Source organism: Streptomyces sp. Root1310 (assembly GCF_001426425.1).
Lineage (GTDB): Bacteria > Actinomycetota > Actinomycetes > Streptomycetales > Streptomycetaceae > Streptomyces.
Window position 1 is genome coordinate 493,317 of record NZ_LMEQ01000012.1, and the last position, 25,304, is coordinate 518,620.

Here is a 25,304-nt window from a genome sequence, read left to right on the forward strand (position 1 = left end):
CGTCTTGCCGCACCGCCGTGCACCCGCACCACGGTGCACCACCGGAAGGAAAGCCATGACGCAGTTGTCGATGGACGCCGTGTCCGTCATCCGCACCAAGCGGGACCGCGGTGAGCTCAGCGACGCGCAGATCGACTGGGTCATCGACGCGTACACCGGCGGCGAGGTCGCCGACTACCAGATGGCCGCCCTCAACATGGCCATCCTGCTCAACGGCATGAACCGCCGCGAGATCGCCCGCTGGACGGCCGCGATGATCGCTTCCGGTGAGCGCATGGACTTCTCCGCGCTGTCCCGCCCGACGGCCGACAAGCACTCCACGGGCGGCGTCGGCGACAAGATCACGCTCCCGCTGGCCCCGCTGGTCGCGGCCTGCGGCGCGGCGGTCCCCCAGCTCTCCGGCCGGGGCCTCGGCCACACCGGCGGCACCCTGGACAAGCTGGAGTCGATCCCGGGCTGGCGCGCGCTGCTGTCGAACGAGGAGATGCTGCACGTCCTCGACACGACCGGCGCGGTGATCTGCGCGGCGGGCGACGGCCTGGCCCCGGCCGACAAGAAGCTGTACGCGCTGCGGGACGTCACGGGCACGGTGGAGGCGATCCCGCTGATCGCCTCGTCGATCATGTCGAAGAAGATCGCGGAGGGCACCGGCTCCCTGGTCCTCGACGTGAAGGTCGGCACCGGCGCCTTCATGAAGACCATCGAGGACGCGCGCGAGCTGGCCTCGACGATGGTCGGCCTCGGCACCGACCACGGCGTGAAGACGGTCGCCCTGCTGACAGACATGTCCACCCCCCTCGGTCTCACGGCCGGCAACGCCCTCGAGGTCCGCGAGTCGGTCGAGGTGCTGGCCGGCGGCGGCCCGGCGGACGTCGTGGAACTGACCATCGCGCTCGCCCGCGAGATGCTCGACGCGGCCGGCGTGAAGGACGCGGACCCGGCGAAGGCGCTGGCCGACGGCTCGGCGATGGACGTCTGGCGCCGCATGATCGCGGCCCAGGGCGGCGACCCCGACGCCCCGCTTCCCACGGCGAGGGAGACGCACGTGGTGACGGCGGGCGCCTCGGGCGTCCTGACCCGCCTCGACGCCTACGACATCGGCATCGCCGCCTGGCGCCTCGGCGCGGGCCGGGCCCGCAAGGAGGACCCGGTGCAGGCGGGCGCGGGCGTCGAACTCCACGCCAAGCCCGGCGACACGGTCAAGGAGGGCCAGCCCCTGCTGACCCTGCACACGGACACCCCGGAGCGCTTCGCGTACGCACTCGAGGCGGTGACGGGCTCGTACGACATCGGCGCGGCCGACGCCGGGTTCACCGCGTCCCCGGTGGTGCTGGAGCGCATCGCCTGAACCGATCCCCCTCCGGCGGATCACCCGACGGCCGAGCACCCGACTGCGGATCACCCGCTCCGATGAGTTGGGCGCCCCGCGCCGGTCTACCGATCGTGGAATCGACGACACCGCCCGTGTTCACCCTGACCGGCCCCGTCACCCGCCCCCGGGTGACCGGGCTCGTCGACGACGCGCGGGCGCTGATGGAGGCCACCGGCGCCGCCGTCGTCGTCTGTGACGTCGCCGGGATAGGGCCGCCGGGCCTCACCGCCGTCGACCTGCTGGCGCGGCTCCAGCTGGCCGCACGGCGGGCCGGGGGACGCATCCGGCTGCGCGCCCCCGACCCGGCGCTACGCGCCCTGCTCGACCTCGTCGGTCTCCGCTTCGAGGTGGAGGGGGAGGTCGAAGAGGGGGAACCAGCGCTGGGTGTCGAGGTAGAAGTGGAACCCGGTGAGGCGGCCGTCTGAGATCTCCAGGACCTGGATCGCCCACGGGGTGAATCCGCCCTTGTCGGGGTCGGGCTTGTACTGGGCGAAGCCCGGCAGGCCGTTGACCTGGACCGGCAGCAGGCGCGAGCCCTCGCACGCGGAGCCGAGCGTGGTCATGAAGCCGGTGATGTCGTCGTGGCCGGTCAGCCACAGGTCGAACGGCGGCATCGTCATGATGGCGTCCTCGTGGAGGAGGGCCGTCAGCGCTGTCATGTCGTAGCCCTCGAAGGCCGCCACATACCGGTCGAGCAGTTTCTGCTGCTCCTCGTCCAACGGGTCGGACACCGCCGCGTCGGCGCCGGCCGTCTCCCGCTCGGACAGGGTCGCCCGCGCCCGCTGGAGCGCGCTGTTGACCGAGGCGACCGAGGTGTCGAGCAGCTCGGCGACCTCGCTCGCCTTCCAGGCCAGCACCTCCCGCAGGATCAGCACCGCCCGCTGCTTCGGCGGGAGCTGCTGCAGCGCGGCCATGAACGCGAGGCGCACCGACTCCTTGGCGACCGCCGCCTCGGCCGGGTCCTCCACGGTCGGCAGCACACGAGCGTCCGGCATCGGCTCCAGCCAGGTGTTGTCGGGGCGGGGCGAGAGCGCCGCCCGGGCGAGCGGGGTGGGCTCGGAGAGGTCCATCGGCCGGGCCCGCTTGTTGCCGGCCGTCAGCATGTCCAGGCAGACGTTCGTCGCGATCCGGTACAGCCACGAGCGCAGACTGGAGCGGCCCTCGAACTTCGCGTAGCTCCGCCAGGCGCGGACCAGCGTGTCCTGCACCGCGTCCTCGGCCTCGAAGGAGGAGCCGAGCATGCGGTAGCAGTAGCCGGTCAGTTCCGTCCGGTGCTTCTCCAGTGCGACGTCGATGTCGGTCGTCGTCGCCGTGCTGTCGCCCATCGTCCACCCACCCCTGTGGCCGTTCTGTCACGCGTCTTCGCGCCCAGCACTTCGGAAGCTACCGCAGCCCACTGACAATGGCCCGCCGAGTCGGCAAAAGCCCAGGTGGAAGGCGTGCGGACGGCACATGCAAGGCGCTCTCGGACCAACTGCTCCACGGCCATCAGCAAGCAAGGGCACGGGCGTACGGGCGGGCGGCGCGCGTGCCGCCCGGGCAATCGCCTGGGCGAGGTCACCGCGAGCGATCCGGAACTCCATCGAAAACCCCCTGCGCGGACCGGTCGTCGCGCGGAGGCTGTGCGCCACCGCCGACCACCGGCCCCGGGCAGGGGGAGGACCCCGGGCAGGGGAGACCGCGGGCAGACCGCGGGACGTTCAGTGAGCGGCGACCAGCGTCTCCCGGCGGGCCGCGCGGGTCCCGAACACCGTGATGGTCACGACGCCGAGCACCGCCAGGACACCCACGCCGACCGTGCCGGCCCAGCCGCCCGAGTGGAAGGCCAGCGCGCCGACCGTGGAACCGGCGCTGGAGCCGATGTAGTACGCGGACTGGTAGAGGGCGGAGGCCTGGGCGCGGCCGGTCGTCGCCGTCTTGCTGACCGCCGAGGAGGCCACCGCGTGCCCCGCGAAGAAGCCCGCCGTGATCAGCACCAGACCGAGCAGGACCAGAACCAGGGAGTCCGCCAGCGACAGCAGCAGTCCGGTGGCCGTGGTGCCACCCGCCAGGTACAGTGCGCCGCGCCGGCCGAGCCGGCCGACCAGCCGGCCCGCCGTCGACGCCGACACCGTGCCCACCAGGTACACCAGGAAGATCGAGCCGACGATGCCCTGGGGGAGGGAGAACGGCGCCTCCGTCAGCCGGTAGCCGATCACCGTGTACACGCCGCCGAAGACCGTCATGAACAGCGCGCCGATCGCGTACAGGCGGCACAGCAGCGGGTTGGCGAGGTGCTCTCGGACCGTGCCGATCAGCACGCGCGGCGCCAGTGAACCCGCCTTGAAGTGCCGGGGCGCCGGCAGCAGCAGACGGAAGGCGATCGCGCAGGCCACCGCGAGGGCGCCGATCACGCCGACGGCCACCCGCCAGCCCCACTCCTGCGCGACCCAGCCGGTGATGACCCGCCCGCTCATCCCGCCGACGCTGTTGCCCGCCACGAACAGGCCGATCGCCGTGACGAGCGCCTTCGGCCGGACCTCCTCGGCGAGATACGCGGTCGCCGACGCCGGGAGACCGGCCAGCGCCGCGCCCTGCACCGCCCGCAGCACGACCAGCGTGCCCAGGGAGGGCGCGAACGGGACCAGCAGGCCCACGCCGACCGCGACGCCCAGTGAGGCCGTCATGACCGTACGGCGGCCGTAGCGCTCCGACAGGGCGCTCATCGGGAGCACGAACAGCGCCAGTCCGCCGGTCGCCGCCGCCACCGTCCAGCTCGCCTGACTCGCCGCCACCCCGAAGTCACCGGAGATCAGCGGCAGGAGCGCCTGCGTGGAGTACAGCAGGGCGAAGGTGGCCACACCGGCGAGGAAGAGCGCGAAGCTCATCCGGCGGTAGCCGGGGCCGCCGGGGGCCAGACGGGAGTCGGCGGAGAGGGGAGCGGAGGGGACGGAAGCGGAGGACGCGGCGCCCACGATCGTGGACGCCCCGGTACTGGCGGGAGACATGCCTCGAAGTTACGTAGGCCCCCGCTCATCCGTCCAATGCATGGAATCGACATAATCGTTCCCATGGTGCATCAGCAGAGGTCAGGGGCTCGCCTGTCACCGTCCGGTGACACAGAAGACATGGCGGCCGACACGGCGGACATGGCGAGGACGCTGGCCCCCAGGCTCGCGTACTTCGCCGGGGTCGCCCGTACCGAGCACGTCACGCGCGCCGCGCAGGAGATGCAGGTCCCGCAGTCGACGCTGTCCCGGGCCATGGTCCGCCTCGAACAGGACCTGGGCGTCGACCTGTTCGCCCGGCACGGCCGCACGGTCTCCCTCACCCCCGCCGGGCGCACCTTCCTCGCCTCCGTCGAGCGCGCCCTCGGCGAGATCGAGCGGGCCGCCGACGAGGTCCGGGCGGACGCCGACGCGGCCACCGGCAAGGTCGCCTTCGGCTTCCTGCACACCATGGGTGCGGAGACCGTCCCCGGGCTGATCCACGCCTTCCGCGCCGATCACCCGCGCGTCCGCTTCAGCCTGGTCCAGAACTACGGCGAGGCGATGCTCGAGCGGCTGCGGGCGGGGGAGCTGGACCTCTGTCTGACCTCCCCCGTCCCGGACGCCCCCGACCTGGTGGCCCGCCGCCTCGACGAGCAGAAGCTGCGCCTGGTCGTCCCCGCCGACCACCGTCTCGCCGCCCGCCGCAGGGTCCGCCTCGCCGAGGCCGCCGACGAGACCTTCGTGACCCTGGAACCGGGCTACGGCCTGCGCCGGATCACCGACGACCTCTGCAAGGAGGCCGGGTTCCGGCCCCGGATCGCCTTCGAGGGCGAGGAGGCCGAGACCCTGCGCGGCCTGGTGGCGGCGGGGCTCGGGGTGGCACTGCTGCCACCGCCCGCCGTGGCCCGCCCGGGAGTGGTGGAACTGACGGTCACGGCCCCGAGGGCCGCCCGTGAGATCGGCGTGGCCTGGCTGGACGGCCATCCGGACACCCCGCCGGTGGCGGCCTTCAAGAAGTTCCTGCTGTCGAGGAGGGGCAACCTGCTGCCGCACTGAGAGGGGCAACCTGCTGCCGCACTGAGGTGCCGCGCCTCAGGGACGGCCCGGGCGCCGTAACGAGCTGCCGAACCCGACGGCCAACGGCATGCGCAGTCCCAGTGGCGGCGGGGCGGCGAGCGCGTCCTCCACCGGCCGGGAGAGCGCCCGGCCGAACAGCGCGCCCATGACGAAGTCCTCGGCGAGCGCGAGGACTTCACCGCGGTACTGGTGCAGTCCGTGGCCGTCGGAGTGCACCTCGAACCGGCACACGTCCCGGTTCGCCTTCTTCGCCCGTGCCGCGAGCCGGAACGACAGCTCGGGGTCGCAGCGCTCGTCGTTCGTGCCGTGCACGATCAGCACCCGCCGCCCGGCCAGCTGCTTCACCGGTTCGGGTGGGGCGGCCATGTCCTCCTCCGGCAGCCAGGGAGCGATCGCCAGCACGGAGTTGACGGCCTCGTGACCGCCCGCCCGCAGCGCGGCCCGCGCGCCCATGTCGACGCCGGTCAGACACACGGGGACGTCTCCGTAACGCCGTACGGCCTCGTCGGCGGCCCAGGCCGCGTCGGCCGCGAGATGCGCCTCGCTGCCGTTCCAGCCGCGGTAGCGGTAGTGCACGGCGTGCACGGCGAGGCCCTCCGCACGTCCCGCGCGGGCCAGCCTGCGCCCCAACCCCCGTACGGAGGCGGCCGCCCACACGGCGGACGGTTTCCGGCTGGACACCTCCTCGCCTCCCGGGAGCAGCAGCACCACCCCGCTCACCGCCGTCGGCGCCGGGCCGAGCGTCTTCCCCAGCCGGACCGTCCGAACCGGCGTCACATCCTGTGCCATGACAGAACAGTGTCAGAAGCGCTGTTGTACTCCACCTGTCCGGGCGGTCACCGTTACGTATCGGCGGAGTTGTACAGCGCGCCGTCTACGCGCGTAGGAGTTAGAGTGCGGAAATGACGAGCCAGAGCACCCAGGCGGGCAACACCCCGAGCTCGGACCAGATCCGGCGGGCACCCAAGGTTCTGCTGCACGACCATCTCGACGGCGGGCTGCGTCCCGGCACGATCGTCGACCTCGCCCGGAACTCCGGGTACGCCCAACTCCCGGAAACCGACCCAGACAAGCTCGGCATCTGGTTCCGGGAGGCCGCCGACTCGGGCTCGCTGGAACGGTACCTGGAGACCTTCTCGCACACCGTCGGCGTGATGCAGACCCGCGACGCGCTCGTCCGGGTCGCCCGCGAGTGCGCCGAGGACCTCGCCGAGGACGGTGTCGTCTACGCCGAGGTGCGCTACGCGCCGGAGCAGCACCTCGAAGGCGGACTGAGCCTCGAAGAGGTCGTCGAGGCCGTCAACGAGGGCTTCCGGGAAGGTGAGCGGACGGCCCGGCGCAACGGCCACCGCATCCGCGTCGGCGCCCTGCTCACCGCCATGCGGCACGCGGCCCGCGCCCTGGAGATCGCCGAACTCGCCAACCGCTACCGGGACCTGGGGGTCGTGGGCTTCGACATCGCGGGCGCGGAGGCGGGCTTCCCGCCCACCCGGCACCTCGACGCCTTCGAGTACCTGAAGCGCGAGAACAACCACTTCACCATCCACGCCGGCGAGGCCTTCGGGCTGCCGTCGATCTGGCAGGCCCTCCAGTGGTGCGGCGCCGACCGGCTCGGCCACGGGGTGCGCATCATCGACGACATCGAGATCGCCGCCGACGGCGGTGTGCGGCTCGGCCGGCTCGCCTCCTACGTCCGTGACAAGCGCATCCCGCTGGAGCTGTGCCCCAGCTCCAACCTGCAGACCGGAGCGGCCTCCTCCTACGCCGAGCACCCCATCGGCCTGCTGCGCCGGCTCCACTTCCGGGCCACCGTCAACACGGACAACCGTCTGATGTCCGGCACCAGCATGAGCCGGGAATTCGAGCACCTTGTCGACGCGTTCGGCTACACGCTCGACGATCTCCAGTGGTTCTCCGTCAATGCTATGAAGTCAGCATTCATTCCTTTCGATGAACGACTTGCCATGATCAGTGACGTGATCAAGCCCGGTTATTCCGAGCTGAAGTCCGAATGGCTGTTCCAGCAGACCGCCTCCACCAGCGGTTCTGCGGGTACGGAAGGCTGAGTAGCGTTTTTCCGGGGCGCGGAATGCGGGCGGGTGTTCACCATCCGTCCGCATTTCGATGTTTGCCGCCGACCCCTCTCCGTGTTTACGGTCGAGAACCGCTCAGTTCCCCGTATCCCATTCGAGGACGCATTCATCATGAAGCAGTCTGCTGCCAAGACCCTCGGTGTCGCCGCTCTCGGTGCCGCCTTCGCCGCCGTCGGTGCGGGCGCCGCGAACGCCGCCCCCGCCGTTCCGGACGCCACGCAGGCCCTGGACGGTGTCACCAGGACGCTGCCGGCGGAGAACCTGACCTCGGCGCTGCCCGCGGCCGGTGAGGTGCTGACGCAGGCCCAGCCGGCGCTCGGCACGAGCCTGGCCGCCGCCCAGCCGGTCGCCGAGAAGCTGCTCGCCGAGGGGCCGACCGCGCCCGTCGCCGGTCTGCTCGGTGGTCTGCCGCTCCAGGGCCTGCCCACGCACGGCCTCCCGGTGAACGGCATCCCGCTGGGCTGAACGGCACCGCCCGTCACGCAGGACGCGCCGTCGGGGCGCACCCGGAAGACCGGACGCGCCCCGACGGCGTCGCTGTGGACGGCCGTCACCAGGCGGTGCGCGCCGCCTTGTCCTCCGACGGCAGCAGCACCCACAGCGCTATGTACAGCAGGAACTGCGGGCCGGGCAGCAGGCAGGAGAGCACGAAGATCACGCGCATCGTGGTCGCGGAGGTGCCGAAGCGCCGGGCCAGCGCGGCGCACACTCCGCCGATCATGCGGCCGTTGGTGGGGCGAGCGAGGCTGGACATCTGCGGCTCCTTCGCGAGCGTCTGCCGGAGGCGGCCCTCGCGGCCCCTCCATCTGCCTTCCACGCTACGGTGACGAAGGGGGACGAAGCGTCGCTCTACGGGGCGACCCCGACCCTGGGAATCCTCGGGGTAAGACCCTGAGCGGCCTCCTCCTGGCGGACCGCGGCCCGCCCCCGGCGCTCGTCCCTGCGGCGCAGCCACGCGCGCGCCGCCGGCACCACCGCGACGTGCGCCAGGGCCACGCCCAGGGTGTTCAGCAGCAGCGAATCGACGTCCACGACCTGACCGGGCACCCCGGTCTGCAGCAGCTCGATGCCCAGGGACAGCAGGGCGCCCGCCGTGACCGTACGGATCAGGGAGGCGAGCGGCGAGACCCGGAGCCTGCCGTGCACCAGCGGCAGCAGAAAGCCCAGCGGGGCCAGCAGCCCCAGCCCCTCGCCGATCCGCCGCGCCGCCTCGGGCCAGCCCAGTCTCAGGTCGGCCCGGATCCCGTCGAACGGATGGAGGTTGGCCGGCACCACCCAGGGGACGTTCACCGGGCGCAGCGCGACCCAGGCGACGAAAACGAGGTGGGCGGCCAGGAGGAGAATCCCGGTCGCGCGGATGCGGATAGCGGCGCTGTCGCCGATGGAGCCTTGACGCTGCACGCCCCCCAAGACGCGACCCCCGGCACGATCGGTTCCGGCCCGTCCCCCGGCACCTGGCACGAGTCACCCGCGCCGCCGGGCCGGTCGCGCTTCCCGGCAGACGGTGACCTGCGACGACCACGGCCGCCGGGCACCGCGTGAGGCGTCCGCCACACCGGCCGGACGCCCGGTCCGGATCAGCCGCTGCCGGTGACCGCCGAGGACGGGGGCTCCGCGCTGCCGGGGCGGGAGCGGACCTCGTCGGTGCACTCGTAGCGGCGCAGCGGGTCGGAGCCGGGGCCGCCGAGGATCACCGAGCCGTCGCCCTCGGCCGCCGCCGAGTCGGAGAACGTGCAGACGAGCTGGGCGAGGGCGTACGAGGTCAGGTTCCCCGGCGCGGTGCTCAGCCGCAGCGCGTCGTCGGGGTCCTGCGCACGGGGCCCGGCGACCGTCATGCCGCCGCGCACGTCCGTCGTGTACCCGGCCTCCTTCTCGCCCGCCGACGGCGACTCGGCGAGCTGGTCGAGCAGGCCCTGGGCCACCAGCACCCGCCGCTGGAAGTCCGCCGCGCCGTCCGGCACCCGCACGGACCGGTCGACGGTCACCAGCGACGACCCGCACAGCAGGAACACCTGCACCGGCACGCCCGCCCGGGCGGACTGTGACGTCACGTCCGGCTCGGTGAGCGAGCAGCGCGCCCGGGAGGGGGCGGGCCCGAAGTCGGTCGGCACCTCGGTCGCCCGGATCCCGCAGCCGGTGAGCAGACCGGCAAGGCCGACCAGCACGGGCACGGCGAGCAGCCGTCGTACCGTCGCACGGCGCATGGTCACTACGCGTCCCCCTTGTCCTGCACGGACTGCCCCGACTTGCCGGACTTCCCGGACTGCGCGGGCATGGACGGCACGGACCGCCCCGGCCGCACGGCCCGCTCGTCCTCCTCGCCGCCCTGGTCCGCCGCCTCCAGGACTCCCCGGGGCAGCCGCAACGTGAACACCGCACCGCCCTCCGGGGAGTTGGCGGCGGTGATCTCGCCGCCGTGGATGTGGGCGTTCTCCAGGGCGATGGACAGGCCCAGCCCGCTGCCCTCGGAGCGCGGCCGGGAGGCGCTCGCCTTGTAGAACCGGTCGAAGACGTGCGGCAGCACCTCCTCGGGGATGCCGGGCCCGTGGTCGCGCACCGAGATGACGACCGCGTCGTCCGCCGCCGACACCGACACCCGCACCGGCGAACCGCCGTGCTTGAGCGCGTTGCCGATCAGATTGGCGAGGATCACGTCCAGCCGGCGCGGGTCGAGCAGGGCGTGGATGCCGCGCTCGGCGTCCAGGTCGACCGCGTCCAGCCAGGCGCGCGCGTCGATGCAGTGGGTGATCTGGTCGGCGACGTCGACGTCGTCCAGTACCAGCCGCGCCGTACCGGCGTCGAAGCGGGTGACCTCCATCAGGTTCTCGACGAGGTTGTTCAGCCGCCGCGTCTCGCTGACGACCAGCCGCACCGCGGGCTCGATCATCGGGTCGATGCTGCCCGACTCGGCGTCCAGCTCCTCCTCCAGCACCTCCGCGACGGTGGTGATGGCGGTCAGCGGAGTCCGCAGCTCGTGGGACATGTCAGCGACGAAGCGCCGCGAGGCGTTGTCGCGCGCGGCCATGTCCGCGACCCGCTTCTCCAGGGACTCCGCGGCCCGGTTGAACGTCCTTGACAGATCGGCGAGTTCGTCCGTCCCGGACACCCGCAGCCGGGTGTCGAACCGGCCCTCGCCGAGCCGCCGCGCCGCGACGCCCAGCCGGTGCACCGGCTTCAGCACGGTCGTCCCGGCGGCCTGCGCGAGCAGCGCGGCCCCGATCAGCGCGAGGCCGGTGGCGATCCCCAGCGACCAGCCCAGCGAGTTGAGATCCTTGGCCTCCGGCTCCAGCGACTTGCGCATGTACCCCGTCGGCCCGCCCCCGTTCACCTTCGTCCCGGCCACCAGATACGGCGTCCCGTGGTCGACGACCCGCTGCCAGTACAGGTGGTACGGCGCCTTGTTGCCGCCCGTGACGTCCTGCCGCTTGTTCACCGCCGTACGCAGCGCCCCGGGCACGTCGTCCAGCGAGAACCCGTTCAGGCCGCCCGAGTTGCCGTAGACGGTCTTGCCGCTCGCGTCCTCGCCCACCAGCAGCACACTGAAGCGCTGACTGCTGTTGGCCATCTGCCCGGCGGTGTGCTGGAGCTCGTCCTGCGAGGGATGCTCGGGCAGCGAACCCGCCCGGTTCTCCATCTCCTGCTCGAAGTCCCGCAGCACCGCACCCTGGGTACGGGTCAGCACGGCCTCGCGGTTGAGCCAGTACGCGATGCCGGACGCGGACACCGCGGCGGTCAGCGCCACCGCCCCGAAGACGACGACGAGCCGCAGCCGCAGGCTGGTGAAACGCAGCCGTGAAAGTCTTCCCTTGCGCGCCGCGGACCAGCCGCGGAACCCCCCTTGCCGCTGAGTCACTGAGGGGCGTCCAGGCGGTAGCCGACGCCGCGCACGGTACGGATGAGGACCGGGGAGGACGGCACGTCCTCCACCTTGGCCCGCAGCCGCTGGACACAGGCGTCCACCAGCCGGGAGTCGCCCAGGTAGTCGTGCTCCCACACCAGCCGCAGCAGCTGCTGCCGGGACAGCGCCTGCCCCGGCCGCCGGCTCAGTTCGAGCAGCAGCCGCAGCTCGGTCGGCGTGAGCTGGAGATCCTCGCCGTTCTTCGTCACCGTCATCGCCGCGCGGTCGATGACGAGACTGCCGAACGTCGCCGAATCGCTCGACTCGCGCTCCCCGCGCCGCAGCACGGCCCGGATCCGGGCGTCCAGCACCCGGCCCTGCACGGGTTTGACGACGTAGTCGTCGGCGCCGGACTCCAGCCCGACGACCACGTCGATGTCGTCGCTGCGCGCGGTCAGCAAGATGATCGGCAGTTGGTCGGTGCGCCGGATGCGCCGGCACACCTCGAATCCGTCGATGCCGGGCAGCATCACGTCCAGCACGATGAGATCCGGCCGCTGCTCGCGCAGCAGCTTCAGACCGTCCTCACCGCTGGCAGCGGTGGCCACCCGGTGTCCCTGGCGCGTCAGTGAGAGCTCCAGGGCCGTACGGATGGCGTCGTCGTCCTCGATCAGCAACAGGGAAGGCACGGGCTCATTCTGGCCCATGAGGGGGCTGTCGTTCGACCTGTGGGTAGGTGGTGAGGCGCCAGAGGGAGATGGTTTCCGCGGCGCGGGCCGCGTACAGAGGGTCGGACGCATCCCGCGAACGCCTGTGCCGGGGCCGTACATCGGTACGGTCCACAACCCGCGGACCTGCGGTTTCGACGAGTCGGAGCAGCTCCTCGCGGGTGCGCAGACCGAGGTGTTCGGCCAGGTCGGACATGATCAGCCAGCCCTCGCCGCCCGGCCGCAGGTCGGGCCGAGACCCGCCAGGAACCCGCCCGGCGTCGCGCTGTCCTCGTCGTACACCCCCGTTTCCAGGGCGGAGGCCGGCCGGCCGGGCAGCCACGGCGGATTGCAGACCACGAGATCGGCACGGCCGGACGCGGGACCGTCCGCCGCGCCACCCCCGCCCGGCTACAGCCCCGGAGCCACCACGATCCGCCCCTCCAGTCCGAGCCGCCGGGCCGGCACCGCCGCGCAGGTACGGGCGGGGCGCGGGGCCGGGGGCCGCTGCCGCGTCCGCGTCGAAGCGCGCAGGCGGAGTCGAACAGCACCCTGCCGAGGGTCACCCCGGCAGGGTCCCGCGGCGACCTGCGCGGACCAGGTCAACTGCCGTACCGCGAAAGCCTGTGGGCGGTCTGTGGAGTGGTCGTGACAGGCCCCTGTGACAGGTCTGTGACAGTCGGCGGACACGGCGATGAAGTGCCCCGGGCAATCTTTTGGTCACGGACAAGGCGACGCGGAAACACAGCGGAGCCGGACCGGCGCAGGAGACCGAACACCGGAAGTCCACGACGGGGGGCGCGAGATGAACACGCTGCACGGTATGAGCACCAACGCAGTCGCAGTCGTCACGCGTCTGCACGACGTGCACCGGGGTTCCGAGAAGTCCGGTGCCGTGAGCGGGCGGGGGTGCGCTCGCGGCACCGGGCGCCAGCACACCACCTTCATGACGGTGGTCGACACGGGGGAACAGGCGGCTCACGGGGGAGCCGCGTACAGGGAGGACACGGGGGAGCGTCGCTCGCTGACCGAGGCGGAGTTCACCGCCTACGTCCAGGAGCGCCGCGCCTCCCTGTACGCAACCGCCTACCACCTCACCGGCGACCGCTTCGAGGCCGAGGACCTGCTCCAGAGCGCGCTGTTCTCGACGTACCGGGCGTGGGACCGGATCAGTGACAAGGCCGCGGTCGGCGGATACCTCCGCCGGACGATGACCAACCTGCACATCAGCGCGTGGCGCCGCCGCAAGCTGAACGAGTACCCGACCGAGGAGCTGCCGGAGACGGCCGGCGACACGGACGCGATGCGCGGCACCGAGCTGCGCGCGGTCCTGTGGCAGGCGCTGGCCCGGCTCCCCGAACTCCAGCGGACGATGCTGGTCCTGCGCTACTACGAGGGCCGCACCGACCCGGAGATCGCGGAGATCCTCGACATCAGTGTCGGCACGGTGAAGTCCAGCATCTGGCGGTCGCTCCGCCGGCTGCGCGAGGACGAGGTCCTCAGCTTCGGCCGTGACGAGGAAGACGCCTTCGGGGAGCTTGTCGCCTGAGGGTGAACGGGGGAAGGCCCGGCTCCGCTCAGGGGAGCCGGTGAACGGGGGAACACGGGGGAAGCACGGGGGAAGCGGTACCGGGGGGCCCGACGGGGGACGTCGGCGGAGCGGTACCGCGCAAGCACGGGGGAAGCACCACCCCGGGGGGACACGGGGGAGCACCGAGGAAGCGGGGCTGGAGGGCCGGGGGGTCCATCCAGTCCCGCTTCTGCGTGTCCGCTCCGCGTGTCCGCTTCCGGCGTGTGCGCTCCGCGCCGGTGCGGGCGTCCTAGGCGGGCGTACGCGCCGTCGGGGCGTGGTGGCCCGTCGCCGCTGCCGCCAGGCGGCCCAACGCCTCGTCGCGGTCGCAGGCGTGCGCCCCGAGCGCGGTCTGCCGGGCGACGATCGAGCGCTCGGAGCGCATCAGCCGCCAGCCGCGGCGCAGCAGGAAGGGCACCGACTTGCGGCCCTCCTTCAGATCGCGCAGGAAGCGGCGGCGGAAGGTCTTCACCGGGCCGCGGCTCAGGCACAGCGCGTCGGCCAGGACGCCCAGTTCGCGGCACCGGTTCACGATCTCGGCGGCGAAGATGCCCTCCGCGATGAACAGCGGGGTCCGCCCGATGTCGATCGCGTCCGCGCCGGTGCGCGCGCTGAGCGAGATGTCGTAGACGGGAACGTTCGTACGGCCCGTGCCGCACAGTTCCACGATCGAGGCGACGGCCGTGTCCGCGTCCCACGAGCCGGGGTGGTCCCAGTCGATGTCGGAACTCCCGTCGACCAGCGGCAGCGTGGGGTCGTCGCCTTCCTTGTAGAAGTCGTCGAGCCGCAGCACGGGGAGGCCGGAGCGGGCCGCGAGCAGGGACTTGCCGGAGCCGGAAGGGCCGCAGAGCAGCACGACTCGCGTCGGTATGGGCGGAGGGGACGTCACGGGACACCAGTGTGAGGCATCCCCTGGGCCGTCAACGACCCCGCGGGTCGGCTTTGATGCGCGCGTCACACCTCAACTACCCTTCGTGTCGACCTGATCACCTTGCGCATCAGAAGGCGGCACCGATGGCCCGACACGCTTCCCCCCAGACCTCCACCGGCCGGCGCGTCCTCGCCGCCCTCGCGACCGCCGGGGTGGCGCTGGGCGCCGGCGCCGGGACCGCCGCCGCGGCGACCGGCGAGCCCGCCGTCGACGTGGTGCGCACGAAGCCCGGCTCGGCCGGTCGGCTCGACCCGCAGGCGGGCGTGCAGGGGGCGCTCGGCTCCCTGACGTACGTCACCGGCGCCGTCACCGGCCTCAAGCCCAACCCTCTCGCGGGCACCGGCGTCGACCCGCTCGACAACGGCGTCGGCACCCAGCTCGCCGACTTCAAGCCGCTGACCTCCCAGATGCTCACCGGGCCGGTGGCGCAGGCGCAGTCCATCGGCACGGTCCCGGTGCTGGGAGACGTGACGAAGGCGCTGGGCGGCTGAGGCCGGTCCGCACGGACGGAAGCCGCGCCGCCCCCGGACGGAGGGGCGACGCGGCTTCCGCGTCTCGCGGGCCCGAGGGCCTGTCTAGTACGACGAGCCCGAGGCGCCCAGGGAGCCCGTGGGGTGCCAGACCGTCTTCGTCTCCAGGAAGGCCGTCATGCGGTCCGTGCCCGGAGCGGCCGACCAGTCGTCCACAGGCTGTGGACGAAGGACGCGCTTCAGGTTGTCGGCCGCCGCGATCTCCAGCTCCTTCGCCAGCACGTCGTCGGCGCCCGCCAGGTCGATCGCGTTGACGTCCTGGTGGGAGGCGAGGGGTGCCGCGATCTCCGCCGTACGGCCGGAGAGGACGTTGACGACCCCGCCGGGCACGTCGGAGGTGGCCAGCACCTCGCCGAGCGACAGCGCCGGGAGCGGGGAGCGCTCGCTCGCGATCACGACCGCCGTGTTGCCGGTCGCGATCACCGGTGCGAGCACCGAGACCAGGCCCAGGAAGGACGACTCCTGCGGTGCCAGGACCGCCACCACGCCCGTCGGTTCGGGCGAGGAGAGGTTGAAGTACGGGCCCGCGACGGGGTTTCCGCCGCCTACGACCTGGGCGATCTTGTCCGTCCAGCCCGCGTACCAGACCCAGCGGTCGATCGTCGCCTCGACCTGGTCGGCGGCCCTGGACTTCGACAGGCCCTCGGCCTCGGCGACCTCGTGGACGAACTGGCCCTTGCGGCCCTCCAGCATCTCCGCGACGCGGTAGAGGATCTGGCCGCGGTTGTACGCCGTCGCCCCGGACCAGCCGCCGAACGCCTTGCGCGCGGCGACGACCGCGTCCCGGGCGTCCTTGCGGGAGGACTGCGGTGCGTTGGCCAGCCACTTGCCCTTTGCGTCGGTCACCTCGTACACCCGGCCGCTCTCGGAACGCGGGAACTTCCCGCCGACGTACAGCTTGTAGGTCTTGAAGACGCTGAGCCGCTGCTGCTGATCGGTCTTGTCGGTCTTATCGGACATCGAGGTACGCCTCCAGGCCGTGGCGGCCGCCCTCGCGGCCGAAGCCCGACTCCTTGTAGCCGCCGAACGGCGACGTCGGGTCGAACTTGTTGAACGTGTTGGACCAGATCACGCCCGCGCGGAGCTTGCTCGCCACCGCGAGGATGCGGGAGCCCTTCTCCGTCCAGATGCCGGCCGACAGGCCGTACGGCGTGTTGTTGGCCTTGGCGACGGCCTCCTCCGGCGTGCGGAAGCTGAGGACCGACAGCACCGGGCCGAAGATCTCGTCGCGGGCGACGGTGTGCGCCTGGGTGACGTTCGTGAAGAGCGTCGGGGCGAACCAGTAGCCGGAGGTGGGCAGTTCGCAGGCCGGGGACCAGCGTTCGGCGCCCTCCGCCTCGCCCTGCTCGACGAGCGAGGTGATACGCGAGAGCTGCTCGGCGGAGTTGATCGCGCCGATGTCGGTGTTCTTGTCGAGCGGATCGCCGAGCCGGAGGGTGGCGAGGCGGCGCTTCAGCGACTCCAGCAGCTCGTCCTGGATCGACTCCTGGACGAGGAGCCGGCTGCCCGCGCAGCAGACCTGGCCCTGGTTGAAGAAGATGCCGCTGACGATGCCCTCGACGGCCTGGTCGATCGGCGCGTCGTCGAAGACGATGTTGGCGCCCTTGCCGCCCAGTTCGAGCGTGACCTTCTTGTGCGAACCCGCGACCTGCCGGGCGATCGCCTTGCCGACGGCGGTGGAGCCGGTGAAGGCGACCTTGTTCACGTCCGGGTGCGCGACCAGCGCGGCACCCGCGTCGCCGTAGCCGGGGAGGATGTTGACGACGCCCCTGGGCAGACCCGCCTGGCGGCAGATGTCCGCGAAGAACAGGGCGGACAGCGGGGTGGTCTCGGCCGGCTTCAGGACGACCGTGTTGCCGGTGGCGAGCGCCGGGGCGATCTTCCACGCCAGCATCAGCAGCGGGAAGTTCCAGGGGATGACCTGGCCGGCGACGCCCAGCGGCTTCGGGTCCGCCCCGAAGCCCGCGTGGCCGAGCTTGTCGGCCCAGCCCGCGTAGTAGAAGAAGTGCGCGGCGACCAGGGGCAGGTCGGCGTCGCGCGTCTCCTTGATCGGCTTGCCGTTGTCCAGCGTCTCCAGGACGGCCAGTTCGCGGCTGCGCTCCTGGATGATCCGGGCGATGCGGAACAGGTACTTGGCGCGCTCCGAGCCCGGCAGCGCGGACCACTTCCCGAAGGCCTTGCGGGCGGCCCGCACGGCACGGTCGACGTCCGCCTCGCCCGCCTGGGCGATCTCGGAGAGGACCTCCTCGGTGGACGGCGAGACGGTCTTGAAGACCTTGCCCTCGGCCGCCTCGGTGAACTCACCGTCGATGAACAGGCCGTAGGAGGGGGCGATGTCGACGACCGAGCGGGACTCGGGGGCCGGAGCGTACTCGAATGCGGATGCAGTCGTGGATGCCATGGTGATCAGTCCACCGTCACGTAGTCGGGGCCGGAGTAGCGGCCGGTGGCCAGCTTCTGACGCTGCATCAGCAGGTCGTTCAGGAGCGAGGAGGCGCCGAAGCGGAACCAGTGGTTGTCCAGCCAGTCCTCGCCCGCGGTCTCGTTGACCAGGACGAGGAACTTGATCGCGTCCTTGGTGGTGCGGATTCCGCCGGCGGGCTTCACGCCGACCTGGACGCCGGTCTGGGCGCGGAAGTCGCGCACCGCCTCCAGCATCAGGAGGGTGTTCGCGGGCGTGGCGTTGACGGCGACCTTGCCGGTCGAGGTCTTGATGAAGTCGGCGCCCGCGAGCATGCCGAGCCAGCTCGCCCGGCGGATGTTGTCGTACGTCGACAGCTCGCCCGTCTCGAAGATGACCTTCAGCCGGGCGGCCGTCCCGCAGGCCTCGCGCACGGCGGTGATCTCGTCGTACACCTTCAGGTACTTGCCCGCGAGGAACGCCCCGCGGTCGATGACCATGTCGATCTCGTCGGCGCCCGCTGCGACGGCGTCGCGGACGTCCGCGAGCTTCACCGCGAGGGCGGCGCGGCCGGCCGGGAAGGCGGTGGCGACCGAGGCGACCTTGACGCCGGAACCGGCGACGGCGGCCTTGGCGGTGGCGACCATGTCCGGATACACGCAGACCGCGGCCGTGGTCGGGGTGGTGCGGTCGGTGGGGTCGGGGTGGACCGCCTTCGCGCCGAGCGCCCGGACCTTGCCCGGGGTGTCCGCGCCTTCCAGCGTCGTCAGGTCGACCATCGAGATGGCGAGGTCGATGGCGTACGCCTTCGCGGTCGTCTTGATGGAACGGGTGCCGAGCGCGGCGGCGCGCGCCTCCAGGCCGACCGTGTCGACGCCGGGCAGCCCGTGGAGGAAGCGGCGCAGCGAGCCGTCGGACGCCGTGACGTCCGTGAGTGCGTCGGCTGCGGTAGGTGTATTGGTGGGCATGGTCACCAGACGAGCATATCTACGCGCGTAGCGGCTGTACACCCCGTCGGTTGCATCCGTGCTCGTCGGGAACGACGGGGCTGCGGATGAGCGCGCCGGTGGGCGTCGGGCAGAATCGGGGCCATGACGACCCCGGAAGACCAGTCACCCGCGCCGCAGCCTTCGGCACCCGAGACCAAGGACCGCATCTACCGGTCGCCCGCGGGCATGGCCGGGGGCGTGCTGCTGCTGGGCCTGGTGGGCTGGCTCGGCCTCGACGCGATCTTCGTGGGCGAGGGAAGCACGCCGTGGCTGGCGCTCGCCTCGCTGATCCTGGCGGTGCCGCTGGTCGTCGCCTTCACGCTGCGGCCCGCCGTGTTCGCGGGCCGGGACCGCCTCCGGGTACGCAATCCGTTCCGGGTGATCGTGCTGCCGTGGGGGCAGGTGGCCTCCCTGCGGTCCGGCTACTCCAACGAGGTCGTCGCCGCGTCGGGGAAGAAGTTCCAGCTGTGGTCCATCCCGGTCTCGCTGCGGGCGCGGAAGAAGGCGAACCGGCGGGAGTCCAAGGCGGCGGCGGAGCGGACCGGGCGGACCGGCGGCCGGGAAGCCGGCCGGGGCGGCAGCGGGTTCGGCGGCCTCGGTGGCCTCGGCGGCGGCCTGTCGCGTGGCGGCGGCGCCGTACCGGACGGTCCCGTACGCGCCGAGACCGACCGGGTCATGGACGAGCTGCGGGAGCTGTGGGAGGCGCGCGAGAAGGAGGAGACCGCACAGGGCGAGGTGACCGTGCGCTGGGCCTGGGAGATCCTGGGCCCGGCGGTGGCGGGGGCCGTGGTGCTGGGGATTCTGCTGGCCGTGGGCTGAGGGCGGCGCGGCGGACGCGGGGTCCCCGGGGCAGGGGGCCGGGCGTCGCGTCCGGGGACGCCGGGTGCGAGGTGCGGGGTGTCGGGTGGGGGACGCCGCGTGCCGGGCGCGGGGCGTCGCATGTGGGGCGCGGGGCCGTCGAGTGTCAATGGTGGCGTGTGTGGGGCGCGGGTCGCCGGATGCCGCGGGTGGGACGTCGGGCGTCGGTTGAGAGGCGCCGGGTGCGGGCGCGGGACGTCGGGTGCCTGGCATCGCGTGTGGGGTGTCGCGCGGGGTGCGGGTGGCGCAGGGCGCAAGGCGCAGGGGCTGCGGATTCGGAGGCCCGGCGGATCTGTCGACGTCGGGCGGGACGGATTGTGATCCGGGCGTTGCCGTGGATCACAGGGTCTTTCGTCATCATCGGCACATGCCCTGGTCGTGACGGGTGTGGCACGTGTGCCGGTCGTGACGGGCGTGGGTGGTGGTGCTCCGGTCGGTCGTGACGGTCGGTGTGAGGCCGGAGAACTGGTGGGTCGGTAGGTCGGGGGAGCGATGAGTACACATTCTGCCGAGGTTCTGCGGCTGCCGGAGGCGGCGATACCCGAGGGCTGCAGGCCCTGGGACGCCGAGCGGGCGGGACGCTGGACGCGCGGGCTGCCGCCGCGCTGGGTGCCCGTGCGGGCACGGACGTCCGTGTTCGTTGCGCTGCCGGTGGTGGCCGCGGCCGGTGCCGGTCTGCTGCACCGGTCGGCGGGACTGCCCGCCTGGGCTGCCGCCCTGGTCGCCCTCCACGTCGTGTGGCTGGTGCTGCGGCCCGAGGCGGCCCTGGTCCTCGTGCCGTTCGCCGTGGCGGTCGTGACGACCCTGGGGGACTTCGCCTCGCCCGTCCGGCTGGGGCTGACGGCCGCGCTCGTCGGCGTCTGGGCGGCCGTGGGCCTGCGGCTGGCCGCGCGCAATCGCCAGCGGGCGGCGGGGCTGGAGGCCGCGGGCGGAGTGACCGCCGGGGTGCCCCGCGCGCCCGGGGCCGGCGGCGGACGGGCGCAGCGGGGCGCGTTCCTGCTGTGGTCCGGGCTCGTCACGGTCGTCGCCGGAGGCGCCCTGTACGCGACCGCGGGCTTCTGGGACCTGGCCGAGGACCGGCAGGTGGTCCCGGCGGCCGGCTGGTGCCTCGCCGGGCTGGGCGTCACCGTGCTGCTCTCGGCGGCGTCGGCCCGCCGCCGGGCCGTCGGCCTGCGCCGGGCGCCCGTCCCGGTGCTCCGCGTGCTCCTGCGGGAGAACGCCGATGTCGAGACCGAGGTCTTCGCCGCCGACGACCTCGCCGCGCTGCGACCGCTGTTCACTGTCTCCACCATCGAGCTCGACAGCCGGGCGGACGACACCGCCGACGAGGACGAGGACGAGGACGAGGGCGAGAGCGAGAGCGACGGCGACTCCGACGACGAGCGCCTCCGGGAGCTGATCTCGCGGATCGACGACGAGCGCGCCGGGCCGCTGCGCGAGGCCGTTCTGTACGGCACCCCCTACGACGGCGCCGAGGTCGTGTTCCTCGCCGCCGCCGACAAGGCCGGTGAGCCGCCGGTGGTGGAGGCGTCCGTGGGGCCCGTGCGGCCGGTGACGGTCCTCGCCCACCGGTGGAGGGCGAGGAGCGAGCGGGGGAGGGCACTCCGGGAGGCCCGGCAGGAGGAGCTGCGCGGGGCCGCCGCGGCGGCCGTCGTCGCCGAGCGGAGCGGCCGGAAGGCCGCCGTGGGGGTACGGAGGTGGCGTGCCGGGTGGGCCGACTGGTTCGCCGTCGCGCTGGTGCTGCTGTTCCTCCCGCTCTACTGGGAGGAGTCCGGGTGGTGGAGGTACGGCTACGGCCTGGTCGCCACGCTGATCGCCGCCCTGCTGCTGCCGCGCCGGATCGCCTGGCGGATCACCGCCGACCACGAGGGCCTGTGGTTCAACGGTCTGAGCGGCACCCGGCACCTCGCCTGGGACCGCATCCGGGTCGCGGAGTGCGAGGGCGCCCGGCTGCGGATACTCGGCACGCGGGCCTCGTCCGAGGAGTGGCGGGTGGCCTCACCGCGCTGGCCGTGGCTGGAGAGCAGGCTCGGCGTGCTGCACCCGTACGAGCGGACGGCCGCCGAGATCACCGCGATGTGGCGGGACCCGGCGACCCGCCCGACCGGCCCGGCCGACGAACGGCAGCGGGGACGTGCGCTGTGGCCGCTCGGGATCGTCGTCGGCATCGTGGGCGCGGCGGCGGTGCTCCTGCTGCCCTGAGGCCCACCCGGCCCGTGCGGGGGCCGCGGGACCCCGTGAGGCGGGCCGCACGGGGTGCCGCACCGGCCCGTCCCGGGCCGGTGAGGCTCTCCACCGCCCGGGCCGCAGCCCGTCATGACGTGCACCGCCCGGGTCGCCGACCGTCTCACCGAGGACGGCGACGGCGACACCTGCGGGCACGGACCGGCCGACGTGCGCGTCCCGCGGACTCGGCGAGCCGGTGCTCCGCCCGGTGCGCCCGCGCCGGAACGGCCGACAGGGGCGCACGGCCCACCGGGGGTGCGCCGTTCGCACGGCCGCGGCGCAGCGGTGCGCGCGTCCGAGCGCCTCGCAGGGCTTGCCGCACGTATGACCCGGGTGGCTCCCGCGGTCAGATGCCGGCCGCCGCCGACAGGTCCCGCTTGATCGCGGCGAGCAGGTCGTCCGCCGTGCTGTGGGCCGCCGGGAGGTCGGCGTGGGTGGGGACCGGGACCACGACCTCCAGGTAGCACTTCAGCTTCGGTTCGGTGCCGCTGGGGCGGACGATTACCCGGGCGCCGTCCAGCGTGTAGCGCAGGCCGTCGGTGGGGGGCAGCTTGTCCGTGCCCCGGGTGAGGTCCTCGGCCCGGGTGACGGCCAGCCCCGCGAGGGAGGTCGGGGGCCGCTCACGGAGGCGCCGCATGGCGTCGGCGATGAGCGAGAGGTCCTGGACGCGCACCGAGAGCTGGTCGGTGGCGTGCAGACCGTGTTCCACGGCGAGGTCGTCGAGCAGGTCGAGGAGGGTGCGGCCTTCGGCCTTGAGGACGGAGGCGAGCTCCGTGACGAGCAGGGCGGCGGTGATGCCGTCCTTGTCGCGTACGCCCTCGGGGTCGACGCAGTAGCCGAGGGCCTCCTCGTAGCCGTAGCGCAGGCCGTCGACGCGGGCGATCCACTTGAAGCCGGTGAGGGTCTCCTCGTAGGGCAGGCCCGCCTTCTCGGCGATACGGCCGAGGAGGGAGGAGGACACGATCGACTCGGCGAACGTGCCGCGCGCGCCGCGCCGGACGAGGTGCGCGGCGAGGAGCGAGCCGACCTCGTCGCCCCGCAGCATGCGCCAGTCGCCCTCGTGGGGCACGGCCACGGCGCAGCGGTCGGCGTCCGGGTCGTTGGCGATGACCAGGTCGGGGCCGGTCTCGCGGGCCCTGGCGAAGGCCAGGTCCATCGCGCCGGGCTCTTCCGGGTTGGGGAAGGCGACGGTCGGGAAGTCGGGGTCGGGTTCGGCCTGCTCGGCGACGAGGACGGGCTCGGGGAAGCCCGCGCGGGCGAAGGCGGCCAGCAGGACGTCCTTGCCGACGCCGTGCATCGCCGTGTACACCGTGCGGGCCGTGCGCGGGGAGTCCGGCGCGAGGACGGCGTCCGTACGGGCCAGATAGGCGTCGAGGACCGTGTCGTCGAGGGTCTGCCAGCCGGCCTCCGGACGCGGAACGTCCTTCAGGGCGGCGATCGCGTCGATCTCGGCCGCGATCCCGGCGTCGGCGGGCGGCACGATCTGCGAGCCGTCCCCCAGGTACACCTTGTAGCCGTTGTCGCGCGGCGGGTTGTGGCTGGCGGTGACCTCCACGCCGGCGACCGCGCCCAGGTGCCTTATGGCGAAGGCGAGGACGGGGGTGGGCAGAGGGCGGGGGAGCACGGCCGCGCGGAAGCCCGCGCCCGTCATCACGGCCGCCGTGTCGCGGGCGAAGTCCTCCGACTTGTGACGGGCGTCGTAGCCGATGACGACGACACCGCCGGTCCCGCCGTTCTTCGTGAGGTAGGCGGCGAGGCCGGCCGCGGCCCGGATCACGACGGAGCGGTTCATCCGCATGGGCCCGGCCCCGAGCTCACCGCGGAGCCCCGCGGTACCGAACTGGAGGGTTCCCGCGAAACGCTCGGCGAGCTCCGTGACGTCGGCGGCCTCGATGAGCGCGGCGAGTTCGTCGCGGGTCTCCGGGTCGGGGTCCTCGGCGAGCCACGCGTGGGCGCGGGCGATGACGTCGTGCACGTCGGTGTCAACCTCTCGTCGTCTCGTGGTCCGGGTTCCCGGGGGCTGCGGCCCCGGACCCCCATCGGCCCGGAACGGGCCTGGTCAAGCGCCGGACGGGCCGAGCCGTACGGACCGGCGCCGCGGTGGGACCGCCCTTACAGCCGGCCCAGCACCTGTGCCAGCAGGGAGCCCATGCGCGTCGCCGAGTCGCGTCCCGCCTGGAGGACCTCCTCGTGGTTCAGCGGCTCGCCGGTCATGCCGGCGGCGAGGTTGGTCACGAGGGAGATGCCGAGCACCTCGGCCCCGGCCTCACGGGCCGCGATGGCCTCCAGCACGGTCGACATGCCCACCAGGTCCGCGCCGATGGTGCGGGCCATCCGGATCTCGGCCGGCGTCTCGTAGTGCGGGCCGGGGAACTGGGCGTAGACGCCCTCCTCCAGCGTGGCGTCGATCTCCTTGCACAGGGCACGCAGCCGCGGCGAGTACAGGTCCGTGAGGTCCACGAAGTTCGCGCCGACGATGGGGGAGGTCGCCGTGAGGTTGATGTGGTCGCTGATGAGCACCGGCTGCCCGGGGCGCATGCCCTCGCGCAGGCCGCCGCAGCCGTTCGTCAGCACGATCGTCTTGCAGCCGGCCGCCACCGCCGTACGGACGCCGTGGGCGACGGCGGCGACGCCGCGGCCCTCGTAGTAGTGGGTGCGGCCCAGGAAGACCAGCGCCCGCTTCGCGCCGATCTGGTACGAGCGGATCTTGCCGCCGTGGCCCTCGACCGCGGGCGGCGGGAATCCGGGCAGCTCGGTGACCTGGAACTCGGCGTCGGGAGCGCCCAGGGCGTCCACGGCCGGTGCCCAGCCGGAGCCCATCACGAGGGCGACGTCGTGGGTCTCGGCGCCGGTCAGTTCGCGCAGGCGTGCGGCGGCGGCGTCGGCCGCGGCGTGCGGGTCGCCCTGGATGTCGTCCGGGAGAAGAGATGCGTTCACGCGATGAGGGTAGCCGGTTCCGGCCTACGCGCGTAGATGACAGAGCCCACGGGATGGCGATCGTTGTCTTGTCGTTTCCAACGAGAGGGCGGGAGTGATCACTCGCCCGTGACGAAGATGTCCTTGTCGTCGAAGACCTCGACGATGAAGATCAGCAGCCTGCCGACGCTGACCGTGTACTCGATGAGGATGTTCCGGGTCAGCCGGATCGTCCGGTCGTCCCCGGTGGAGCTCGTGGGCCGGGACAGGTCGGGAAACGGATCCGCGGCGCGTTCGTGTGCTGTGATGCCCACCGAGTCCAGGGTCGACCGCGCTCAGCAAGGCCGCTTGCGGAGCTCCATCACGTAATCGTGTGGTGCTCCCGCCGACTCCGCCGCGTCGGCGATCTCCCCCAGATAGCGGGCCGCGGGCAGCCCGCCCTCGTAGCCGTTCAGCACGAACATCCAGGCGGACTCCTCGCCCTGCATGGTCTGCACCCGCACCCGGGCGCGCCGGTAGATGCCGAGACTCACGCCCTCCCAGCGGTCCAGGGAGTCCTCGTCCATGGGGGCGACGTCGTACAGCGCGACGAAGACCTGCGCGCCGGGGTCCGAGGGATCCTCGACGACCGTCGCCAGCGCGCCCTCCCAGCCCAGCTGTTCGCCGCCGAACGTCAGCCGCCACCCGTTCAGCCAGCCGGTGGCACGCAGTGGCGAGTGGGGAGCGCGGCGGGTCATCAGCCGCGCGTCGAGGTTGCCGGCGTACGCGGCGTAGAGCGACATGCAAGGAGAGTACGGCAGCCCGCGCACGCGTCACTCTCGTAACAG

General features: G+C 72.8%; 25 protein-coding genes and 1 pseudogene. 9 read left to right on the forward strand and 17 right to left on the reverse strand.

Translation table 11 applies throughout. The annotated features are described in order from the left end of the window. The first annotated feature begins 64 nt into the window (after window positions 1-64). Window positions 65-1,348 carry a thymidine phosphorylase gene (locus tag ASD48_RS20400; RefSeq protein WP_057603547.1) on the forward strand — a complete coding sequence of 428 codons (1,284 nt, stop codon included), beginning with the start codon at window positions 65-67 and terminating at the stop codon, window positions 1,346-1,348. 62 nt (window positions 1,349-1,410) lie between these two features. After that, a complete protein-coding gene (locus ASD48_RS42140; protein ID WP_157880658.1) occupies window positions 1,411-1,797 on the forward strand; it encodes an STAS domain-containing protein in 387 nt (128 codons plus the stop codon). On the opposite strand, the gene ASD48_RS20405 is transcribed toward ASD48_RS42140, so the two are convergent. Then, window positions 1,681-2,697 (reverse strand): sigma-70 family RNA polymerase sigma factor, encoded by a 1,017-nt coding sequence (locus ASD48_RS20405; RefSeq protein WP_057603063.1) that lies wholly within the window; start codon window positions 2,695-2,697, stop codon window positions 1,681-1,683. The genes ASD48_RS42140 and ASD48_RS20405 overlap by 117 nt on opposite strands. A gap of 375 nt (window positions 2,698-3,072) precedes the next feature. Beyond that, complete coding sequence (locus ASD48_RS20410; protein ID WP_057603064.1) at window positions 3,073-4,359, reverse strand: MFS transporter; 1,287 nt, start codon at window positions 4,357-4,359, stop codon at window positions 3,073-3,075. Between the two features lie 63 nt (window positions 4,360-4,422). On the opposite strand from ASD48_RS20410, the gene ASD48_RS20415 reads away from it, so the two are divergent. Beyond that, window positions 4,423-5,397: a LysR family transcriptional regulator gene (locus tag ASD48_RS20415; RefSeq protein ID WP_057603065.1), complete on the forward strand. Its 975-nt coding sequence runs from the start codon at window positions 4,423-4,425 to the stop codon at window positions 5,395-5,397. Between the two features lie 36 nt (window positions 5,398-5,433). On the opposite strand, the gene ASD48_RS20420 is transcribed toward ASD48_RS20415, so the two are convergent. Next, window positions 5,434-6,207: a prolyl oligopeptidase family serine peptidase gene (locus tag ASD48_RS20420; protein WP_057603066.1), complete on the reverse strand. Its 774-nt coding sequence runs from the start codon at window positions 6,205-6,207 to the stop codon at window positions 5,434-5,436. Between the two features lie 113 nt (window positions 6,208-6,320). On the opposite strand from ASD48_RS20420, the gene ASD48_RS20425 reads away from it, so the two are divergent. Both ASD48_RS20425 and ASD48_RS20430 read left to right on the forward strand, forming a co-directional pair. Next, window positions 6,321-7,484: an adenosine deaminase gene (locus ASD48_RS20425; protein WP_057603067.1), complete on the forward strand. Its 1,164-nt coding sequence runs from the start codon at window positions 6,321-6,323 to the stop codon at window positions 7,482-7,484. A gap of 138 nt (window positions 7,485-7,622) precedes the next feature. Beyond that, window positions 7,623-7,976, forward strand: a complete 354-nt coding sequence (locus ASD48_RS20430; RefSeq protein WP_057603068.1) for a hypothetical protein — start codon at window positions 7,623-7,625, stop codon at window positions 7,974-7,976. Between the two features lie 85 nt (window positions 7,977-8,061). Here the strand turns inward: ASD48_RS20430 and ASD48_RS20435 are convergent, their stop codons facing one another. The 6 genes and pseudogenes from ASD48_RS20435 to ASD48_RS45335 form a co-directional block, all read right to left on the reverse strand. Next, the gene (locus tag ASD48_RS20435; RefSeq protein WP_020131001.1) at window positions 8,062-8,265 is read right to left on the reverse strand and encodes a PspC domain-containing protein; all 204 of its coding nucleotides are present in this window, start codon (window positions 8,263-8,265) and stop codon (window positions 8,062-8,064) included. A gap of 95 nt (window positions 8,266-8,360) precedes the next feature. Continuing rightward, window positions 8,361-8,912, reverse strand: coding sequence for a VanZ family protein (locus ASD48_RS20440; RefSeq protein ID WP_057603069.1), 552 nt, complete (start codon window positions 8,910-8,912; stop codon window positions 8,361-8,363). Window positions 8,913-9,088: 176 nt separating this feature from the next. Continuing rightward, complete coding sequence (locus ASD48_RS20445; protein WP_057603548.1) at window positions 9,089-9,715, reverse strand: hypothetical protein; 627 nt, start codon at window positions 9,713-9,715, stop codon at window positions 9,089-9,091. A gap of 5 nt (window positions 9,716-9,720) precedes the next feature. Further along, window positions 9,721-11,364, reverse strand: coding sequence for a HAMP domain-containing sensor histidine kinase (locus ASD48_RS20450; protein ID WP_057603070.1), 1,644 nt, complete (start codon window positions 11,362-11,364; stop codon window positions 9,721-9,723). Next, a complete protein-coding gene (afsQ1, locus tag ASD48_RS20455) occupies window positions 11,361-12,038 on the reverse strand; it encodes a two-component system response regulator AfsQ1 (RefSeq protein WP_028807033.1) in 678 nt (225 codons plus the stop codon). Before afsQ1 ends, ASD48_RS20450 begins: the two co-directional genes overlap by 4 nt. A 4-nt stretch (window positions 12,039-12,042) precedes the next feature. Further along, a pseudogene (locus ASD48_RS45335) lies at window positions 12,043-12,431 on the reverse strand (methyltransferase); the annotation flags it as partial. A gap of 430 nt (window positions 12,432-12,861) precedes the next feature. Here ASD48_RS45335 and ASD48_RS20460 point away from each other — a divergent pair. Then, the gene (locus tag ASD48_RS20460; protein WP_020130995.1) at window positions 12,862-13,605 is read left to right on the forward strand and encodes a SigE family RNA polymerase sigma factor; all 744 of its coding nucleotides are present in this window, start codon (window positions 12,862-12,864) and stop codon (window positions 13,603-13,605) included. A 271-nt stretch (window positions 13,606-13,876) separates the two neighbouring features. Here the strand turns inward: ASD48_RS20460 and ASD48_RS20465 are convergent, their stop codons facing one another. Beyond that, window positions 13,877-14,584 (reverse strand): uridine kinase, encoded by a 708-nt coding sequence (locus ASD48_RS20465; RefSeq protein ID WP_079073874.1) that lies wholly within the window; start codon window positions 14,582-14,584, stop codon window positions 13,877-13,879. Between the two features lie 56 nt (window positions 14,585-14,640). On the opposite strand from ASD48_RS20465, the gene ASD48_RS20470 reads away from it, so the two are divergent. Beyond that, window positions 14,641-15,048 (forward strand): hypothetical protein, encoded by a 408-nt coding sequence (locus ASD48_RS20470; RefSeq protein WP_057603072.1) that lies wholly within the window; start codon window positions 14,641-14,643, stop codon window positions 15,046-15,048. Window positions 15,049-15,132: 84 nt separating this feature from the next. Here ASD48_RS20470 and ASD48_RS20475 read toward each other — a convergent pair whose 3' ends face one another. Genes ASD48_RS20475 through deoC form a run of 3 tightly spaced genes read right to left on the reverse strand, consistent with a single transcriptional unit; the run spans window position 15,133 to window position 18,456 of the window. Further along, window positions 15,133-16,047 carry an aldehyde dehydrogenase family protein gene (locus ASD48_RS20475; RefSeq protein WP_057603073.1) on the reverse strand — a complete coding sequence of 305 codons (915 nt, stop codon included), beginning with the start codon at window positions 16,045-16,047 and terminating at the stop codon, window positions 15,133-15,135. Continuing rightward, complete coding sequence (locus ASD48_RS20480) at window positions 16,037-17,488, reverse strand: aldehyde dehydrogenase family protein (RefSeq protein ID WP_057603074.1); 1,452 nt, start codon at window positions 17,486-17,488, stop codon at window positions 16,037-16,039. Before ASD48_RS20480 ends, ASD48_RS20475 begins: the two co-directional genes overlap by 11 nt. A gap of 5 nt (window positions 17,489-17,493) precedes the next feature. Further along, a complete protein-coding gene (gene deoC / locus ASD48_RS20485) occupies window positions 17,494-18,456 on the reverse strand; it encodes a deoxyribose-phosphate aldolase (protein ID WP_057603075.1) in 963 nt (320 codons plus the stop codon). 123 nt (window positions 18,457-18,579) lie between these two features. Between deoC and ASD48_RS20490 the strand changes: the two genes are divergently transcribed. Both ASD48_RS20490 and ASD48_RS20495 read left to right on the forward strand, forming a co-directional pair. Next, window positions 18,580-19,296 (forward strand): PH domain-containing protein, encoded by a 717-nt coding sequence (locus tag ASD48_RS20490; RefSeq protein ID WP_057603076.1) that lies wholly within the window; start codon window positions 18,580-18,582, stop codon window positions 19,294-19,296. A 531-nt stretch (window positions 19,297-19,827) separates the two neighbouring features. Further along, window positions 19,828-21,537 (forward strand): hypothetical protein, encoded by a 1,710-nt coding sequence (locus tag ASD48_RS20495; RefSeq protein ID WP_057603077.1) that lies wholly within the window; start codon window positions 19,828-19,830, stop codon window positions 21,535-21,537. 370 nt (window positions 21,538-21,907) lie between these two features. Here ASD48_RS20495 and ASD48_RS20500 read toward each other — a convergent pair whose 3' ends face one another. The 4 genes from ASD48_RS20500 to ASD48_RS20515 form a co-directional block, all read right to left on the reverse strand. Beyond that, entirely contained in the window at window positions 21,908-23,536 is a 1,629-nt protein-coding gene (locus ASD48_RS20500; protein ID WP_057603078.1) for a phospho-sugar mutase, read from the reverse strand. A 137-nt stretch (window positions 23,537-23,673) separates the two neighbouring features. Beyond that, on the reverse strand, window positions 23,674-24,498 hold the full coding sequence (locus ASD48_RS20505) for a purine-nucleoside phosphorylase (protein ID WP_057603079.1): 825 nt from the start codon (window positions 24,496-24,498) through the stop codon (window positions 23,674-23,676). Window positions 24,499-24,596: 98 nt separating this feature from the next. Then, window positions 24,597-24,791, reverse strand: coding sequence for a hypothetical protein (locus tag ASD48_RS20510; protein ID WP_107104359.1), 195 nt, complete (start codon window positions 24,789-24,791; stop codon window positions 24,597-24,599). A 21-nt stretch (window positions 24,792-24,812) separates the two neighbouring features. Then, window positions 24,813-25,259, reverse strand: a complete 447-nt coding sequence (locus ASD48_RS20515) for a gamma-glutamylcyclotransferase (protein ID WP_057603081.1) — start codon at window positions 25,257-25,259, stop codon at window positions 24,813-24,815. Window positions 25,260-25,304 lie beyond the last annotated feature (45 nt).